Annotated in this window: 10 protein-coding genes; 4 read left to right on the forward strand and 6 right to left on the reverse strand. The window is 61.4% G+C overall.

From position 1 onward, the window contains the following. The first annotated feature begins 160 nt into the window (after positions 1–160). A complete protein-coding gene (locus tag ACVOMB_RS13715; RefSeq protein ID WP_481531681.1) occupies positions 161–2,194 on the forward strand; it encodes an alpha/beta hydrolase family protein in 2,034 nt (677 codons plus the stop codon). A gap of 144 nt (positions 2,195–2,338) precedes the next feature. Next, the gene (locus ACVOMB_RS13720; protein ID WP_481531682.1) at positions 2,339–5,206 is read left to right on the forward strand and encodes a TonB-dependent receptor plug domain-containing protein; all 2,868 of its coding nucleotides are present in this window, start codon (positions 2,339–2,341) and stop codon (positions 5,204–5,206) included. A gap of 83 nt (positions 5,207–5,289) precedes the next feature. Here the strand turns inward: ACVOMB_RS13720 and ACVOMB_RS13725 are convergent, their stop codons facing one another. Continuing rightward, positions 5,290–6,891, reverse strand: a complete 1,602-nt coding sequence (locus ACVOMB_RS13725) for a phytoene desaturase family protein (protein ID WP_481531683.1) — start codon at positions 6,889–6,891, stop codon at positions 5,290–5,292. A gap of 169 nt (positions 6,892–7,060) precedes the next feature. Here ACVOMB_RS13725 and ACVOMB_RS13730 point away from each other — a divergent pair, with 169 nt between their 5' ends. Continuing rightward, a complete protein-coding gene (locus tag ACVOMB_RS13730) occupies positions 7,061–9,160 on the forward strand; it encodes a M13 family metallopeptidase (RefSeq protein ID WP_481531691.1) in 2,100 nt (699 codons plus the stop codon). 290 nt (positions 9,161–9,450) lie between these two features. Then, a complete protein-coding gene (locus ACVOMB_RS13735; protein WP_481531684.1) occupies positions 9,451–11,460 on the forward strand; it encodes a M13 family metallopeptidase in 2,010 nt (669 codons plus the stop codon). Positions 11,461–11,678: 218 nt separating this feature from the next. Here the strand turns inward: ACVOMB_RS13735 and ACVOMB_RS13740 are convergent, their stop codons facing one another. The 5 genes from ACVOMB_RS13740 to ACVOMB_RS13760 form a co-directional block, all read right to left on the reverse strand. Next, positions 11,679–12,323 carry a rhomboid family intramembrane serine protease gene (locus tag ACVOMB_RS13740; RefSeq protein ID WP_481531685.1) on the reverse strand — a complete coding sequence of 215 codons (645 nt, stop codon included), beginning with the start codon at positions 12,321–12,323 and terminating at the stop codon, positions 11,679–11,681. A gap of 41 nt (positions 12,324–12,364) precedes the next feature. Continuing rightward, the gene (locus ACVOMB_RS13745; protein ID WP_481531686.1) at positions 12,365–12,709 is read right to left on the reverse strand and encodes an MGMT family protein; all 345 of its coding nucleotides are present in this window, start codon (positions 12,707–12,709) and stop codon (positions 12,365–12,367) included. Continuing rightward, positions 12,706–13,629 carry a DMT family transporter gene (locus tag ACVOMB_RS13750; protein ID WP_481531692.1) on the reverse strand — a complete coding sequence of 308 codons (924 nt, stop codon included), beginning with the start codon at positions 13,627–13,629 and terminating at the stop codon, positions 12,706–12,708. Before ACVOMB_RS13750 ends, ACVOMB_RS13745 begins: the two co-directional genes overlap by 4 nt. 273 nt (positions 13,630–13,902) lie before the next feature. Beyond that, positions 13,903–15,255 (reverse strand): glutathione-disulfide reductase, encoded by a 1,353-nt coding sequence (gene gorA, locus ACVOMB_RS13755; RefSeq protein WP_481531687.1) that lies wholly within the window; start codon positions 15,253–15,255, stop codon positions 13,903–13,905. Between the two features lie 276 nt (positions 15,256–15,531). Continuing rightward, entirely contained in the window at positions 15,532–16,740 is a 1,209-nt protein-coding gene (locus tag ACVOMB_RS13760; RefSeq protein WP_481531688.1) for a DUF418 domain-containing protein, read from the reverse strand. Positions 16,741–16,936: the final 196 nt, after the last annotated feature.

The following is a 16,936-nucleotide window of genomic DNA, read 5'->3' on the forward strand; positions in this document are numbered from 1 at the left end:
GAGTTGGTCGAGATAGTGCCACACCCGACTTTCGCAAGAAAAACGAAGCCCCCTTACGTAATGACAATCCACAACATTGACGAAAATACAGCATTCATTCATCTTCGACGCAAATGTGCCACAACTCGGCACATACGCCATAGCCAAGGACGTCACATCGATGAAACCACTCAAGTGCGCCAAGTTTGCCCTCGCTGCCAGCATTGTGTTGGCTGCGACAACCACCCAAGCCGCCCCAACCCCGTTGCCAACGGACAGCTTTGCAAAGATTCCCGCAATTCAGTCCGTGACGATGAGCGCCGATGGCAAGAGGCTCGTCGCCATCATCGCCGCGCCAGGCAGCAACAATGGCGATACCGCACTAGCCAACTGGGACATGGACAAGCTCGGCAGCGGCCCCACTTCAATCACCCCCTCGGGTGATCGAATGAAATTCATTGCCGCCAGCGCACTTAAGGCAGGAAAGACGCTGGTCATTGGCCGCCAGGAATTCACCGGACAGCTGTCAGGCTGTGGCGAGGGCAACTCCACTGGCGCCACCAAAACCTTCCTGACCAAGGCCTACCTGACAGACCCAAGCCAAGCGAAGTTCGACGAAGCATTTGCCGACAACACCCGCAAGCTCGGAGTCAGCGAGCAGACACAGCGCTGCCTGGAATTGGCCGGTTCTGCATCGCTGGTTCACTCGCTTCCGCTTGATCCGGACAAGGTCATCATCTCGCAGATGAATGAGCTGACGTTGTCGGCAAACTACTATCTGTTCAACCTGGTCACCGGAAAGACCGAACTGCTGTTCCGCGGCGGAACCCGTGCTGCACCAGGCCTCTTCCATCCCCGGAATGGCGAACTTCTGACCCGCAGCCAGATCGAGCCCCTGGGATCGAACGACTACGAGCAGCAGATCCTGATCAAGAACAAGGGCAACGGGCAGTTCGACAAGCACGACGCCCTTACGACCAAGCTCAGCGACCGTTACACCTTGGAAGTAGCCGGAATCGATGACACCACGGGCAAGCTTTACATTCTGACTGACAAGTTCTCCGATCAGGTTCAGGCGTGGCAATACGACCCTGCGACCAAGACCTTTGACAAGGAGCCGCTGGCAGCCCACCCGCAGTATCCGATCGGCAGCCTGATCCTCGGCACACGCCCAAGCAATTTCAATCAGGTCCTCGGCTTTTACGTAGACGGTCCGCGCCGCGAGGCCATTTACGTCGACCCACAGATGAAGGCACTGAGCGACAGCCTGAAGCAGGCCTACCCAGGACAGTACGTCGCCATTACCGGCTATAACGACGACCTGTCCAGAGTGCTCTACACCACCAGCAGCGCAAGCAAACCGACCTCCTACTTTGTCCTCACCGACAAAAAGAATGTCACCCAATTGGGTAGCGAACGCCCCTGGATGGATAGCAATCAAATCGGCGAACAACGCTGGATCACCTACACAGCGCGTGACGGTCGCAAGATTCCGGCCATTCTTGACCTTCCAGCAGGCTGGAAGGAAGGCGATGCCGCACTACCTGCACTCGTGCACCCGCACGGCGGGCCGTGGGCACGTGATTACACAGGCTGGGACGCATCCGGCTGGGTCCCGTACTTCACATCCCGCGGCTATGCAGTAGTTCGTCCGCAGTACCGCGGCAGCACCGGCTTCGGCCGCGACCACTGGATTGCAGGCGACAAGCAGTGGGGCCTGACCATGCAGGATGACAACGATGATGCTGCCGCCTGGCTGGTTTCCCAAGGCATTGCAGCAAAGGACCGCATTGCCATCTTTGGGTACTCATATGGTGGTTTTGCCGCCGCAGCAGCGACAGTTCGCAGCCCTTCGCCGTTCCAGTGCGCTATTGCTGGCGCCCCGGTGACCGACCTGGCTCGTCTTGGCGCGTCATGGAGCGAAAACCGCCTCCAGCGCATCCTCCAGGGACAGACGGTCAAGGGCATGGACCCTATGCAGCACACCGCAAACGCCAATATCCCGGTACTGCTCTACGTGGGTGACCGCGATGTGCGCACGCCCGCATTCCATGCCCGCGGCTTCTACAACGCAGTCCAAGGCAAGGTAGCGGCCAAGTTCGAATTGATCCCGGACATGCCCCACAGCATGCCCTGGTACCCCCGGCACTACCAGGCAACGCTTCCGCTGATGGAAGGCTTCCTGCGCAGTGACTGCGGCCCGAACGGGCTTTGACCCCTTCCCAGCCCTTCGCCTCGCGAAGGGCTGAATGGGCGTACAACAAAAATAGTTACAAATGCTTGATATTCACCTTGCATTTACATTACTTGCTACCTAGACTCGGTTAACCGAAACATAACAAGACGGGGAAAACGCAGCATGCGCAAAGAAAACGGACACACTTCGCCAATTCGCCTGCCTCTGACACTTGCAGTTCTCGCCTGCCTCCAGGCGGCTCCCGCCTTCGCACAAGAAGCAGCCACCTCGGAGAGCAACAAGTCAAGTCAGCAGCAGACAAAGGCAGGGGCAACAGACCTTGACAAAGTAACCGTCACAGGATCTCTGATTCGCCGCGCTGACTACGATACGACTTCCCCCGTCTTTACCATCGACACCGAAACCAACACGGCGCAAGGCCAGGTCAACGTTGGTGAATTCCTGCAGAAGTCCGCCATCGGCGCTGCCGAAACACAGATCACCCACCAGTTTGGTGGTTTCGTAGTTGATGGCGGTACTGGCGTACAGACCTTCTCGCTGCGTGGACTTGGCGCCAATCGCACCCTGGTGCTGCTCGACGGCCAGCGTCCTGGCCCGGCAGGCACCCGTGGTGCAGTGGGCGCGTTCGACCTGAACGTCATCCCGACTGCTATTCTGCAGCGCGCTGAGATTGTGAAAGACGGCTCGTCTTCAATCTACGGCTCCGACGCTGTCGCTGGCGTGGTCAACCTGATCACCAAGAAGAATTTCGAGCGCCCTGAACTGACCGTCACCTCCCGCATCCCGCAGCACGGTGGCGGTGAAGTTTTTGCTGCCTCGCTGGCCAACGGCTGGAACTTCGAAAAGGGCAGCGTCGTCGCTGCCGTCGAGTGGTACCGCCATAACGAACTGACCCGCGGTGAGCGAGACTTCCTCAACTGCTCGGAAGATCTGGTCAAGGATGCGGACGGCAACCGTATCGACCGCACGGATGCCTCGATCTACGGCCCGCGCCCGTTCTGTCTCAACATGCAACATAACTACATCGCGGAATACGGCACCGCGAAGGTCTGGGTGCCTACGAAAGACGGCAGCACTAACGGTCCGTTCGCTGGCTATGCTCCAAGACAGGACAAAACCTACGCAAACGGAAGCACCCAGGCCTATACGCAAATTCCATCCAACTTCAATCGTTGGGGTGAAGCCCATATCATCAACCGCCAGGAGCGTAAGTCCGCTTACCTGGCCGCTGATTTCGGCTTCGATTCGTTCAATTGGAAGAGCCAGTTCCTCTACAACCAGCGCGACACTGAAAACTTCAGCTGGCGTCAGTTCTTCCCCCTCTTGGAAGCACCGGGCACCGCGAGGGGATACGCTCAGCCAGTCATGCCGTTCAAGTCCGTCACCCAGGTCCAGGTGGACTATTACTACCTGGCAAACAAGCTCAGTGGTCTGTTTGCCGGTACAGATTCCTGGGGCTGGGAAGTCAACGCGAACTACAGCCGTTCCAGCGGCACCTATCGCAACCTCGGCATTGACACTCGCCTGACTGGCGACCTCAACTATGACGACAGTGGTACGCCCGCCGCGAATTTCTTCGACCCGGGCTATCTGAGTGGCGCCAAGGTTGATGAGCTGGTTGACATCCTCGGCATCTGGGATACGGGCAAGACCACCTATGACCAGGCTACCGTCAATGCCGTTTTCAGCGGTGAATTGTTCGACATGCCAGCAGGCGCTGTGGGGATGGCGGCCGGCCTGGAGTACCGCTACTACAAGATCGACGATCAACCGAGCCAGGTGTCGCGCGATGGGATCATCTGGGGCTCTTCCAGCGCCGATGTAACCAAGGGCAATGACAAGGTCAAGGAAGCCTTCGTGGAACTCGAGGTGCCGCTACTCAAGGGCATCACGGGCATCGAATCGCTGACTGCCAATGCTTCCGGCCGTATGTTCCAGTACGACTCGGTGGACGGGACGGACAGCGTGTGGAAGGTCGGCCTTAGCTGGCAGATCAATTCCGCGTTCCGTGTTCGCGGCACATTGGGCACCTCGTATCGCGCCCCGGGCTTGTATGAGCTGTACCTTGGCAACCAGACCGGGTTCCTGGGACAGACGGCGATCGACCCGTGCATCCGCTGGGGTGAAAAGAGCAATGACCAATTGGCGGCAAACTGCGGCTCCCTGGGTATTGCTCCCGACTACGCAGGCAATGGCTCCAGCGCAACGATTTACACCAGTGGCGGCGCAGGCCAACTGAAGCCTGAAACCTCGCGCGCCAAGAGCATCGGCTTGGTCTTCACGCCATCGTTTGCAAATCTGAATGTGGCAATCGACTACTTCGACTATGAAGTCAATGACCAGATTGCCTCGCTGGATGCGAGTGACATCGTCAGCGGCTGCTACGGCTCGACGGCTTTCCCGAACAAGTTCTGCGACCTGATGTCCCGTAACCCCTCCACTGATCCGAATGAGCCTTTCCGGATTACTGAAGTGCATGCGCAGTACATCAACATCAACAAGCAGCGCACCCGTGGCTGGGACCTGACGGCGAACTGGGAACATGAATTCGGCTTCGGCAAATTGTCACTGGACACCCAGGTCACTTATACGTTGGAAGACGTAATGCAGCTGTTTGACAGCGCAGAAGCCAGTGGCTTGTCGGACTCGGATCAGCTTGGGCGTATTGGCCGGCCCGATCTGGTCGGCAACTTTGGGGTGAGCTTCAAGCGCGGTGATTGGACTTACAACTGGTTGACCCAGTACATCGGCGAAACCAAAAATCCGGATATCAAGGAGAAATTCACCTATCTCGGCCGTCCGGACTCCTACCGCGACATCACTGCTGACGCTCGCTTCTACCACACGGCATCGATGAGCTACGACCAAGCCGATTGGCAGATCCTCGTTGGCGTATCCAACGTATTCGATACCAAGCCGCCATCCATATCGACCGGCGCCGGTACGCGTTACGGCAATGTGCCGGCCTTCGCAACGCAGTACGACTACTATGGCCGCACGCCGTTCGTGCGTCTGAAGTACAAGTTCTGATCTTCAACTCGTAACACGTTCTATGAGGAGGCGACTTAGGTCGCCTCCTTTTTTTTCATCGACGCGCTGCTTGCGGTGCAGGTCTACAGTTCATCCAAGATTCGTTTCGCCGCATTGTGCCCAGGCGCCCCGGTAACCCCACCGCCCGGATGCGTGCCCGAGCCACACAGGTAGAGTCCCGGCAGTGCCCCCTTGTAACCGGCCTGCCCCAGCATCGGCCGCGCACTGAACAACTGGTTCAAGCTCAACGCGCCGTGGAAGATATCGCCGCCGATCAGGCCGAAGGTCCGCTCAAGATCCAACGGACTCATGATCTGCCTGCCGTGCACTGAAGCAGCAAAGCCCGGCGCATGTTTATCAACAGTAGCGATCATCAGATCCGCGACTTCTTCGCGGTGATCGTCCCAGCTACGGCCATCTGACAGCTGCGGGGCCACATGCTGGCAGAATAGGCTGGCAACGTGTTGTCCCGGCGGTGCGAGTGAATCATCCAGCGTACTGGGGATCAGCATCTCGACTATCGGCTCGCGTGACCAACCATGTTGGCGTGCATCCAGATAGGCGCGATCCATGTAATCCAGGCTGGGCGCGATGATGATGCCGGCGGTCAGGTGATCACCCTGCCCCGGCAACACACTGAACTCAGGCAACTTCGACAAAGCCACATTCATGCGAAATGTCCCAGAACCGCAGCGCCAATTGGTCATGCGCTCCAAGGTGGCAGCCGGCACATCGGCAGGATCGAACAGCCGCTCGTAAAGCAGCTTCGGGTTGACGTTGGCAACGATCGCATTGCCACGCAGCAACTCGCCATCAGCCAGTGCGACGCCTACCGCACGCCCCTGCTCGACAAGTACTTTGTTTACTGCTGCATCGGTACGGATTTCAACACCGGCCTCAACCGCAGATCGCGCCATCGCCTGGGTGATCGCGCCCATGCCGCCGATCGCATGCCCCCAGGCACCTTTGACGCCGTTGCTTTCGCCAAACACGTGATGCAACAACACGTAAGCAGTGCCCGCCGCATAGGGGCTGGCGTAGTTGCCGACGATGCCATCGAAGCCAAACAAGGCTTTGATCGGTGCGCTCTCAAACCAACGATCCAGGTATTCGGCAGCGGAGATCGTGAATAGATCCATCAACTCCTGTTGCAAGGCCGGATTCAAGCGCTGCAGCTGTCGACCCAATTGCCCTGCCTTCCACAGCTCCGGCAACGCACGCAACCAACTCGCACCACTGATGTTGGGCGGTGCCTGCAGGGCCTGTGCGCGCAGCACATCGGCAAATATGTCCAAGCGCTGCTCGTACTCGGGCAAGCGCGCTGCATCCCGCGCGGAAAAACGCGCGACCTGCTCGGCAGTGCGGCCGGCCCCGGCCAATAGATACTCGCCGTTGCCCAAGGGCAGGAAATTGTTGAGCTTGCGCGAAACCACCCGCAGGCCGTGCCGCTCCAGCTCCAGCTCGGCAATCACCTTGGGCTGCAGCAAGGACACCGTATAAGATGCCACCGAGTTTCGGAAGCCTGGATGGAACTCCTCGGTGACCGCAGCGCCTCCCACCACCGCACGCCGCTCCAATACCAAAACGCGCTTGCCGGCCTTGGCCAGATAGGCCGCACACACCAGCCCGTTATGGCCGCCGCCGATCAGGATCGCGTCCCACTGCTTGCTCGATGTCTTGGTCATTGCTGCTGTATAGCATCGGCCAGTCGCCGCCGCCCATAGGAATACGCCGGCAGCGACCCATTACCTTCTACACCCCTTCCTCATCGGTTTCAGGCGTATCTTCCTGCTTCGGCCCCGGACTCCGTGGCCCCACTCATGCTTTGAAACCGGCCCGGAGGCCTTTCCCGTGATCGTTCGCAAACCCCAGATTCTCCTGCTGTCGCTGGCCGTCGCCGCCGTGCTGACAGGCTGCCCCAAGCAGGAAGACAAAGCCCCGGCAGCAGCTCCCGCCGCTGCTCCTGCCGCCTCCAACGAGCTGAAGCTGGACGAGTCCAAGCTGCCGGCCTACAACGCCTTCACCGCCGCCGACCTGGATGCCAGCAAGGACGCGTGTACTGACTTCAACGGCTACGTGAACGAAAAGTGGCTCAACGCCAACGAGATTCCGGCTGATCGCACCAGCTGGGGCGCTTTCACCATCCTCGACGAGCGTTCGGTGGCCGTGCAGCACCAGCTGGCCGAGCAGGCCGCGGCGATGAAGAACGCCACCGGCATCGAGAAGATCGTCGGCGACTTCTGGGCTGCCGGCATGGACGAAGCCAAGATCAACAGCCTGGGCATCACCCCGCTGAAGGCTGATCTGGCTGCGATTGATGGCCTGCAGGACACCGCCGCGCTGGCCGATTACCTGCGCAGCACCGCTGCCAAGGGCGAGAACTTCCTGTTCGGCTTCGGCCCGGAAGCGGACTTCAAGAATTCGTCCATGAACATGGCTTACGCCAGCCAGGGCGGCCTGGGTCTGCCGGACACCACGTACTACACCGACGCCAGCAAGGCCGACAAGCTCAACGCCTACAAGGCCCACGTGGCCAAGGTGCTGGAGCTCAGCGGCGTTGCCGCTGCCGACGCCGCCAAGCAGGCCGAGGAAGTGGTCAAGTTCGAAACCCGTCTGGCCAAGGCCTCCAAGTCCAGCGTAGAACTGTCGCGCGACGTCTCGCTGTACTACAACCCGGTCAGCGTGGCCGATGCCGACAAGCTGACCCCGAACTTCAGCTGGACCTCGTTCTTCCAAGCGCAGGGCATTGCCGCACCGGAGAAGTTCTCGCTGGCCATGCCCGCCTTCCACCAGGAAGTGAGCAAGATGCTGGCCGACACTGCCCCGGCCACCTGGCGCGCCTACCTGCGCTTCCACACCGTGGACGGCGCCGCTCCGTATCTGAGCAACGAGTTCGTGCAGGAGAACTACGCGTTCTACGGCAAGGAACTGAACGGCCAGAAGGAAATCAAGCCGCGCTGGAAGCAGGTCCTGGGCACCATTGAAAACGATGCTGGCGATGCTTTCGGCCAGATGTACGTCAAGGTCGCCTTCTCGCCCGAGTCCAAGGCCAAGATGGAAGAACTGGTCAAGAACCTGGCCGGTGCGCTGAAGGACCGCATCCAGAACCTGACCTGGATGAGCGACGAAACCAAGGCCAAGGCCATCGCCAAGTGGGAAACCTTCACCCCGAAGATCGGTTACCCGGACAAGTGGCGTGACTGGAGTGGCCTGAGCACCACCCACGATGACTACCTGGGCAACGTGCGCGCTGCCAACGCCTTCAACTACAAGTGGGCGCTGAACAAGATCGGCCAGCCGGTCGACAAGACCGAGTGGGGCATGACCCCGCAGACGGTCAACGCCTATTACAACCCGCTGCAGAACGAGATCGTGTTCCCGGCCGCCATCCTGCAGCCGCCGTTCTTCGACGTGAACGCCGACGACGCGCTGAACTACGGTGGTATCGGTGCCGTCATCGGTCACGAAATGACCCACGGTTATGATGACCAGGGCAGCCGCTTCGGCCCGACCGGCAACTTCGAGAACTGGTGGACCCCGGCTGACGCCAAGGGCTTTGAAGGCCTGACCGGCAAGCTGGTCAAGCAGTTCAACGAGTACAAGGTGGGCGACCAGCACGTCAATGGCACGCTGACCCTGGGCGAGAACATCGCCGACCTGGGGGGTCTGGCCACGGCCTATGACGCCCTGCAGAAGGCCTCGGCCGGCAAGGAAGATGCAAAGGTTGACGGCTTCACCCGCGACCAGCGCTTCTTCTTCAACTGGGCCACCGTGTGGCGCACCAAGTACACCGCCGAGAACGCCAAGGTCCGCCTGGCCACCGACTCGCACGCCCCGGCGCAGTTCCGCGCCATGGGTGCACCGTCGAACCTGCCGACCTTCGCTGCTGCGTTCCAGTGCAAGGCCGGCTCGCCGATGGTCCGCACCGGCGACAAGCAGGTAGTGATCTGGTAATCGCTGCCCTGCAGTGAAACCCGAAGAAGGCCCGGCATTGCCGGGCCTTCTTTTTTTTAGGGTTTTTTTGTAGGAGCGGCGTGAGCCGCGAAGCTGACCATGCCCAACGCGCAGGAATCAACGCAATCCAATCAATGCCAGCCGCATCATCTGCGGTGGCTTCGCGGCTGACGCCATTCCCACAACCACCGGTTTTGATGCAGTACCCAATTCCGTGCCCTGCCCCGGCACCATTCCGCCGCCAGCTTGTTAAACTCCGCCCACTTTGTCCTTCTGCGGATATGCACCACATGCCCAACGTTCGCCCACTTACCCTGGCCCTGGCCTTCTCCCTGGTGACCATGCTGTCCGCCAACGATGCGCAGGCCGCCCGCAAGAAGCCTGCGGCACGGGCACCGGCAGTGAGCGCGGCCTGTTCGGACTTCTACGAGACCACCAACGGCAACTGGCTCAAGGCCAATCCGGTGCCACAGACCGGCGCGGTCAGCGCCCTCGGCACGCTGGCGGACAACACCCGCACCCAGCAGCGCCAGTTGCTGGAGCGCTCGATGACTGCCCCACAGGGCAACGTGCAGAAGCTGCTCGGCGACTTCTGGGCCAGCGGCCTGGATGAAGCCGCCGTGGAAGCCGACGGCTCCAAGCCGATCGCACCGCTGCTGACCCGCATCAACGCCATCAAGAAGGCCAAGGACATCCCGGCCTCGATCGCCGCATTGCATCAGGTCGGCATCCCGGTGGCCTTCAACTTCGCCCCGGACGTGGACCTGAAGGCGCTGGACCGCCACATCGGTTACTTCATGCAGGGCGGCACCGGCCTGCCGGACCCGGCGTTCTACACCCGCACCGATGCCGATACCGTCGCACTGATGGGCCGCTACCGCGGCTATGTGAAGCAGATCCTGGCGCTGACCGGCACCCCGGCCGCGCAGCTTGATGCCGAATCGGCGCTGGTCATCCAGCTGGAAACCGAACTGGCGCGCAGCGCGAACTCGGTCGCCGACATCAACAACCCGTTCAACAACTACGCACCGGTATCCACCAAGGACCTCAACAGCCGCTACCGCAACCTGCAGCTGGATGCCTTCCTGAAGGCCCAGGGCGTGAACGACGACCTGGTGTCGCTGGCCGACCCAGCGCTGTTCCAGCAGCTCAACGGCATGGTCAGCCGCCTGCCGGCCAACCAATGGAAGGCCTACCTGCGCTGGCGCGTGGGCGACTCGATGGCCCCGTACCTGTCCAAGGCCTACCGCGACGCCGAGTTTGAATTCCGTGGCCGTGTGCTGCGCGGCCAGACCATCGCGCCGTCGCGTCCGGACGCTGTGCTCGACGCCATCAACGTGGCCGCCGGCCCGATGCTGGGTCACGAGTACGCCGCTACTTATCTCAACCGCGACACCCGCCGCCAGGCCGGTGTCATGGTCGACCAGATCCGCGAAGCACAGATTGCCGCGGTCAAGCGCAGCAGCTGGCTCAGCGCCGAGGCCAAGACCGAAGCCGAAGCCAAGCTGGCCGCGATGAAGATCGAGATCGGCACCCCGTTGCGCGATCTGGACTACACCGTGCAGCCGATGGGCCGTGGCAGCTTCGGCGGCAACATCCTGATCGCTTCCACCTGGCGCCACGCCCAGGAAATGAAGCGCATCGGCAAGGGCAACGCCGACCGTCGCTGGGACGTGCTGCCGCAGCAGCCGTCGATCGCCTACGACATCGCCCAGAACCGTTTGATCGTGACTGCCGCCGCACTGCAGGGCCCGATCTTTGCTGGCAACGCCAGCAATGCCGAGAAGTTCGGTGCCTTCGGCGGCCTGGTCGCGCATGAAGTCAGCCGCGCCATCGACGTCAAGGGCGCAATGATCGACGCCAAGGGCGAACTGCGCAGTTGGTGGACGCCGGCCGACAAGAGCGCCTGGACCCTGCTCGGCAACCGTGTCGCCGCGCAGTACAGCGCCTACCCGTTCCCGGGCGTCAAGGATGCCAAGGTCAACGGCGAGCTGACCCGCGACGAAAACATGGCTGATCTGTCGGGCATGGAAATCGCGTTGGAGGCTTTCAATGCCACCCAGGTCGATGCCAAGCCGGCTGACAAGCAGGACTTCTTCAAGGGCTGGACCAGCCTGTGGGCGCAGCAGCTGTCGCCGAACGAAGCCGTGCAGCGCCTGCGTACCGACGTGCGCGCACCGGGCCGCTGGCGCAGCAATGCACCGCTGTCCAACCTGCCGGAGTTTGGTGCCAGCTTCAACTGCAAGCCGGGCCAGCCGATGCAGCGCACCGACGCCGAGCAGATCAAGATCTGGCGTTGATGCCTTGCTGAAGAAAAAAGCCGCGGATTCCGCGGCTTTTTTTGTTTTTGTAGTGCCGAGCCATGCTCGGCTGGAGCTTTACCGGTAGAGCCCCTGCCGAGCATGGCTCGGCACTACCGCTTGAGCCCTTCTCCCGCTTGCGGGAGAGGGGTTGGGGTGAGGGCTGCTTTGCGCAGGTAAAGCCCCTGCCGAGCATGGCTCGGCACTACAGTTGCTTGTTATTTGACGCGGCGTAGGTGCGGGCCGCGCTTGTTGAACGGCGGTTGCCCGCGCCAGTAGCGGATCAACAACCAGCCGAACAACATACCGCCCAGGTGCGCGAAATGCGCCACGCCCGGCTGCCAACCGGTGAAGCCCAGCAACAGTTCAATCGCACCGAACACGATTACAAAGGTACGTGCCTTCATCGGGATTGGCGGGAACAACAGCATCACCCGCTGGTTCGGGAACAACATGCCATAGGCCAACAGCAGGCCGAACACACCACCAGAGGCGCCCAATACCGGGTTGTACTCACCGGCAAACACAGCCACCAGCAACTGGCACAGGCCAGCACCGACCACGCAGACCATGTAGTAGGTCAGGAAGCGCTTCTCACCCCAGGTCGCCTCCAATGGGGCGCCAAACATGAAAAGCGCCAGCATGTTGAAGAACAGGTGGCCGAAGCTGCCATGCAGGAAACCATAGCTCAGCAGCTGCCACGGCTCGAAACCCGGCGAATCAGCAAAAAACTGCTGCGAGCCCAGCGGCCACAACATCAGCTGGGTAAAGATGCCCGCCGTCTGCGGAAGCTGCTGCAGCAGGAACAGAACGACGTTGGCGATCAACAACGTCTGGGTGATCTTGGGTAGGCGCGAGAACATGGTGGCATCCGGGGGAACTGCCCCCATGATAGCCGCAGCGGCTAGCCCGGGCCCCAGATCGCCTCGTCCAGGCTGCGCGGCGGTTTGGGCCGCTTCACCCGGCCGTTCTCTACCGCCACACCCTCGGCCCGCAGCCGTTGGCTCTGTTCGCGCCAACCGCGCGAGCCTTCCGGCATGGCGATGCGCCCGTCCGAGCGCAGCACCCGATGCCACGGCAGCTCCGGGTCGTCATTGTTGCCCAACAGGCGCGCAACCAGCCTTGCCCTTCCGGGCAGCCCGGCCTTGGCCGCCACTTCACCGTAACCCAGCACCTGCCCGCGCGGGATGGCGCGAATCGCCTCAAGGATGCGCGCATGGCCGGCGGCGGCACTGACCTCAGGGCTCACTGCTTCTTCGCCACGCCGCTGCCCACCAGCAACACGCCCAGCAGCACCAGCACCGTCCCGGCGCTTTGCCAAATGCCCATCGGTTCGTCGAGCAGCCATACGCTGAGCACAATTGTGGAAACCGGGCCCAGCATACTCACCTGCGCGGCCAGCGAGGAGCCAATCCGCTTGACCCCGATCATGATCGCCAGCACCGGCAGCACCGTGCAGATCGTGCCGTTGAGCAGCGACAGCCAGTACACCGGCGGCGCGTACTCCCACAACGCATCCCAGGGCTGGAACAGCAGGTACTGACCAATGCACAGCACGCAGGCCACCATGCTGGCGTAAGCGGTCAGACGCACCGCGCCAATCCGCACCACCGCTTGGCCACTACCGAACAGATACACCGCATAACTCAGCGCACTGGCGAACACCAAGCCCGAGCCAATCAGGGTGCGCCGGCCTTCGAGCTGGATGTCATGACCAAAGGCGAGCAGTACGCCGAGATAGCTGACCAACAGGGCTGCTACCTGGATACGCGTGGGCCGTTGTTTGAGCACCACCAGCGCGATCAGCACCACCAGCGTGGGGCTGAGATACAGGATCAGTCGTTCCAGCGTGGCGCTGATGTATTGCAGACCGAGGAAATCAAGATAGCTGGACAGGTAATAACCGCTGAAGCCGAGCAGCAGTACCCGCCAGCGGTCTCCCACCGACAACGGCTGTGCGCGCCGTGCCGCCCACATGCCCATGACGATGAAGAACGGGAACGCGACCATCATCCGCAGCGCCAGCAAGGCAGTGGCATCGGCACCATGCCGGTAGGCGAGTTTGACGATCACCGCCTTGCCGGACGCGGCGATGGCACCGGTGGCGGCCAGCAGCAAGCCGCTGATCAACAGGCGGCGCGAGCTGGTGGGTAATGTTGGCGCGGCCATGGTGGCCTCGCGCTGGGTTGGAGCTGTCACGGTGTTGCGGCATCCGGGGGAGATGGCTTTCTATTATGGGCGCTGCGGGATTTGGGCGTGGCTGCTGGGTAGAACCAAGCAGAAGCAAAGACACCCCTCCCCAACCCTCCCCTTGCCTTCGGCAAAGGGAGGGAGCGAAGCATTGTCTGCAACAGCAGGATCAGCCTCCTCCCTTGCGCGCAGCGCAGGGGAGGATTGAGGAGGGGTGCCTTTGGCGCCGTCCCTGCTACGAAGCCACCAACCTCAACGCATCAAAACCACTTCCTCAGCCGAAGTCGGATGGATAGCCACCGTCTCCTCCATCTGTCTGCGCGTCACTCCGGCCTTCACTGCCACCGCAAACCCCTGCAGGATCTCGTCCGCCCCCTCGCCCAGCAGGTGGATGCCAACCACTTTTTCATCCTCACCAGCACAAACCATCTTGAACAGGCTACGCACTTCACCCTGCCCCAGCGCCTGCAGCATCGGCCGGAAGCGGCTGTAATACGTGCTCACCTTGCCAAAACGCGTGCTCGCCTCTTCCTCACTCAGGCCAACACTGCCCAACGGCGGATGCGCAAACACAACGCTGGGAACATTTTCGTAATCAAGCTTCGCCTCAGGCTGCCCGCCCAGCACGCGATCCATCAACCTGCGCGCCGCAGCAATCGCAACCGGAGTCAGCGTCACCCGGCCGGTAACGTCGCCAACCGCATAGATGCCCGGCACCGAGGTGTTCTGGTAATCATCCACCTCGATCTGACCCTTCTCGCCCAGCCTCACGCCAGCCTGCTCCAAGCCAAGCCCCTTTGTGTTCGGGCCACGCCCGGTGGCGAAAAGCACCGTATCGAACACAGCCTGTTCCGGACCGTTGTGCAGCTGCGCGCGGATCTGTTGCTGCTGCCGCTGCAGCGCTTCTACCTTGCAGCTGAAGTGCAGTTCCACGCCCTGCAGGCGCAGGTTCTCCGCCAGCTGGTCTGATACTTCCGCGTCAAACTTATCAAGCAAGCGCTGCCCGCGTACCAGCAAGGCAACCTCGCTACCCAACGCACGTAGTACGCCAGCAAGTTCCACCGCGATATAACCACCGCCTACCAAGGCAACGCGATCCGGCCGTCCCTGCAGCGCAAAGAAATCATCCGACACACCACCCAACTCTGCGCCAGGCAACTCCGGCTTGAGCGGATGCGCGCCGGTAGCGATAACGATGTGCTCGGCGCGAAACTGAGTGCCGTCGTCGCACTGAACCGTGTGCGCATCAATCAGATGCCCGCGATTGCTGATCCGCACCACGCCGGTTTCATCCAACCGATTCTGATAACTGGCGTGGATATTGGCGATGTACTGCTGGCGCCGATCCAACAGGGTCGACCATGCCAACGCCGGTTCGGCGGGCACATCAAACCCGACACGTCGCGCCAGTGCGATACGTTCGGCCAGATCCGCGGCCAGCCACATCGCCTTCTTCGGCACACAGCCCACATTGACGCAGGTTCCACCCAGCGGTGCCGGCTCCAGCATCGCCACCTTGGCCCCATACGACGCGGCGCGGAACGCGGCAGCCAAACCACCCGAACCACCGCCCAGTACCACCACGTCATAGTTGCGCGCGCTCACTGCAAGCACTCGGCGCGATACGGCGCAGGGTTGATTGCGGGCTTTTGCCCGGTTATGGATTCAGCCATCTGTTGTCTGCTCCTGCTGCTCATGCTGATACCGAGCATGCCACGACCAGCCGCTAGCCATATGTGAGCATGCAGAAACGAAGGTCCAGTATCGACGCCATACCAGCTCATCGGCCGTCAGCCCGGCCCACGCTCGGGTACGAACCAGCCCGTTGGCGCGCGGAAGTATTGGGGTGCAGGCGGACTTCGTTCAATTGTTGCGAATGCATCAGCGCCGCAGCAGCGGGGGCAGTTGCAGGTAAGTGAAAGCCCGCCACAGCCACTCCACCGGCCCGTACTGGAAACGCCGCAGCCACAGCTGGCTCAGCAGCACCTGCATGCCGAACAGTCCCATGGTAAACAACAGCTGTACGGCACGCCCCATCTGCTCGAACCAGCCCAAACCGTAGCCGTAGAACACCAGGGTGCAGACCACCGATTGCCCCAGGTAATTGGTCAACGCCATGCGCCCGGCCGGCGCAAGCCATTGCAGATGGCGACTCCAACGCACACCCCAGGCCAGATAGCCCAGACACATCAGCAGACCGGCGACCGCAGTCAGCGCATAAGCGCCGGCACTGCGCATATTGAATTGCCCCGGTGCGTTGTACGGCAGCACCCACACGCTCAACAGCATCACCCCCAGGCCTACCGGCAGCAGCAACCAGCGCAGACACGCCCACAGCCGCGGATAGCGCCCAGGCTCGGCAATGGCACCACTACGCGCAAACCACGCTCCGATCAGGAACATACCCAGCACCTGTGGGCCGACCAGCAACAGCGCGCCCAGCGACGCACCCACGTCCTGCAGGCGCTGCGCAACTGCTTGCAGATAACTGCCCTGTCCGTAAGCCTGACGCTGGGCCTCGATTGCGGCCTTTGCTGCTGCAGCCTGCGCAGTGGCGGCGTCGGCCGGGGCAAATTGCATCAGGGCGCCCAACAGCAGCATCAGTACGGCAGCTCCCATATATGCCATGGTGCCCAGCGCCGGCAACCAACTACGCGGAGCCTCACGGAACGCCAGCAAGGCAAACGACAACAGCGCGTAGGCGACCAGAATATCACCGGACCATAGCAACAGCCCATGCAGCACACCGATGATCAGCAAGCCAAGGCTGCGGCGCAGGTAGAAGCGAGTGAAGTCGCGCCCTGCAATGGCAGCTCGCTGTGCCATTACCGCAAAGCCAGCACCAAACAGCAGCGAGAACAGGGTGAAGAACTTGCCCTGTACGAAGATGTAGACGAAGGCATCAGCCCAGTAATCCATGCCCAGCCAATGCGGATCGATGCCGGTGAACGACATGTCCAATGGGCCGCTGAAGGCCTCCATGTTCATCAGCAGGATGCCGAACAAGGCAAAGCCGCGCAGCACGTCCAAGCTGGCAATGCGCTCATTGGCCGCCACGGGCTGGAAAGCGGAAGTAGACAACGACGGCATCCTTCAGCAACAAGTCCGCGATTAGAGCATGCGAGCCCATGTAGTGCCGAGCCATGCTCGGCAGAGGTCTGCCCAGCGAACTGTAGTGCGGGGGGGGGGGGGGCGAGACGCCCCGCAGAAGGGAAACAAAAGGAGCGAGGAAAATAAGCTGAAGGGGAAAACAAGAGCAAGCACCACAAACAAACCAAAAAGAAGG

It is taken from the genome of Stenotrophomonas sp. STEN018 (assembly GCF_056760235.1).

Coding starts and splice junctions, on each gene's coding strand:
- ACVOMB_RS13725 (WP_481531683.1), bottom strand. CDS start 6,891: ATGACCAAGACATCGAGCAAGCAGTGGGACGCGATCCTGATCGGCGGC.
- ACVOMB_RS13735 (WP_481531684.1), top strand. CDS start 9,451: ATGCCCAACGTTCGCCCACTTACCCTGGCCCTGGCCTTCTCCCTGGTG.
- ACVOMB_RS13750 (WP_481531692.1), bottom strand. CDS start 13,629: ATGGCCGCGCCAACATTACCCACCAGCTCGCGCCGCCTGTTGATCAGC.
- ACVOMB_RS13715 (WP_481531681.1), top strand. CDS start 161: ATGAAACCACTCAAGTGCGCCAAGTTTGCCCTCGCTGCCAGCATTGTG.
- ACVOMB_RS13760 (WP_481531688.1), bottom strand. CDS start 16,740: ATGCCGTCGTTGTCTACTTCCGCTTTCCAGCCCGTGGCGGCCAATGAG.
- ACVOMB_RS13740 (WP_481531685.1), bottom strand. CDS start 12,323: ATGTTCTCGCGCCTACCCAAGATCACCCAGACGTTGTTGATCGCCAAC.
- ACVOMB_RS13720 (WP_481531682.1), top strand. CDS start 2,339: ATGCGCAAAGAAAACGGACACACTTCGCCAATTCGCCTGCCTCTGACA.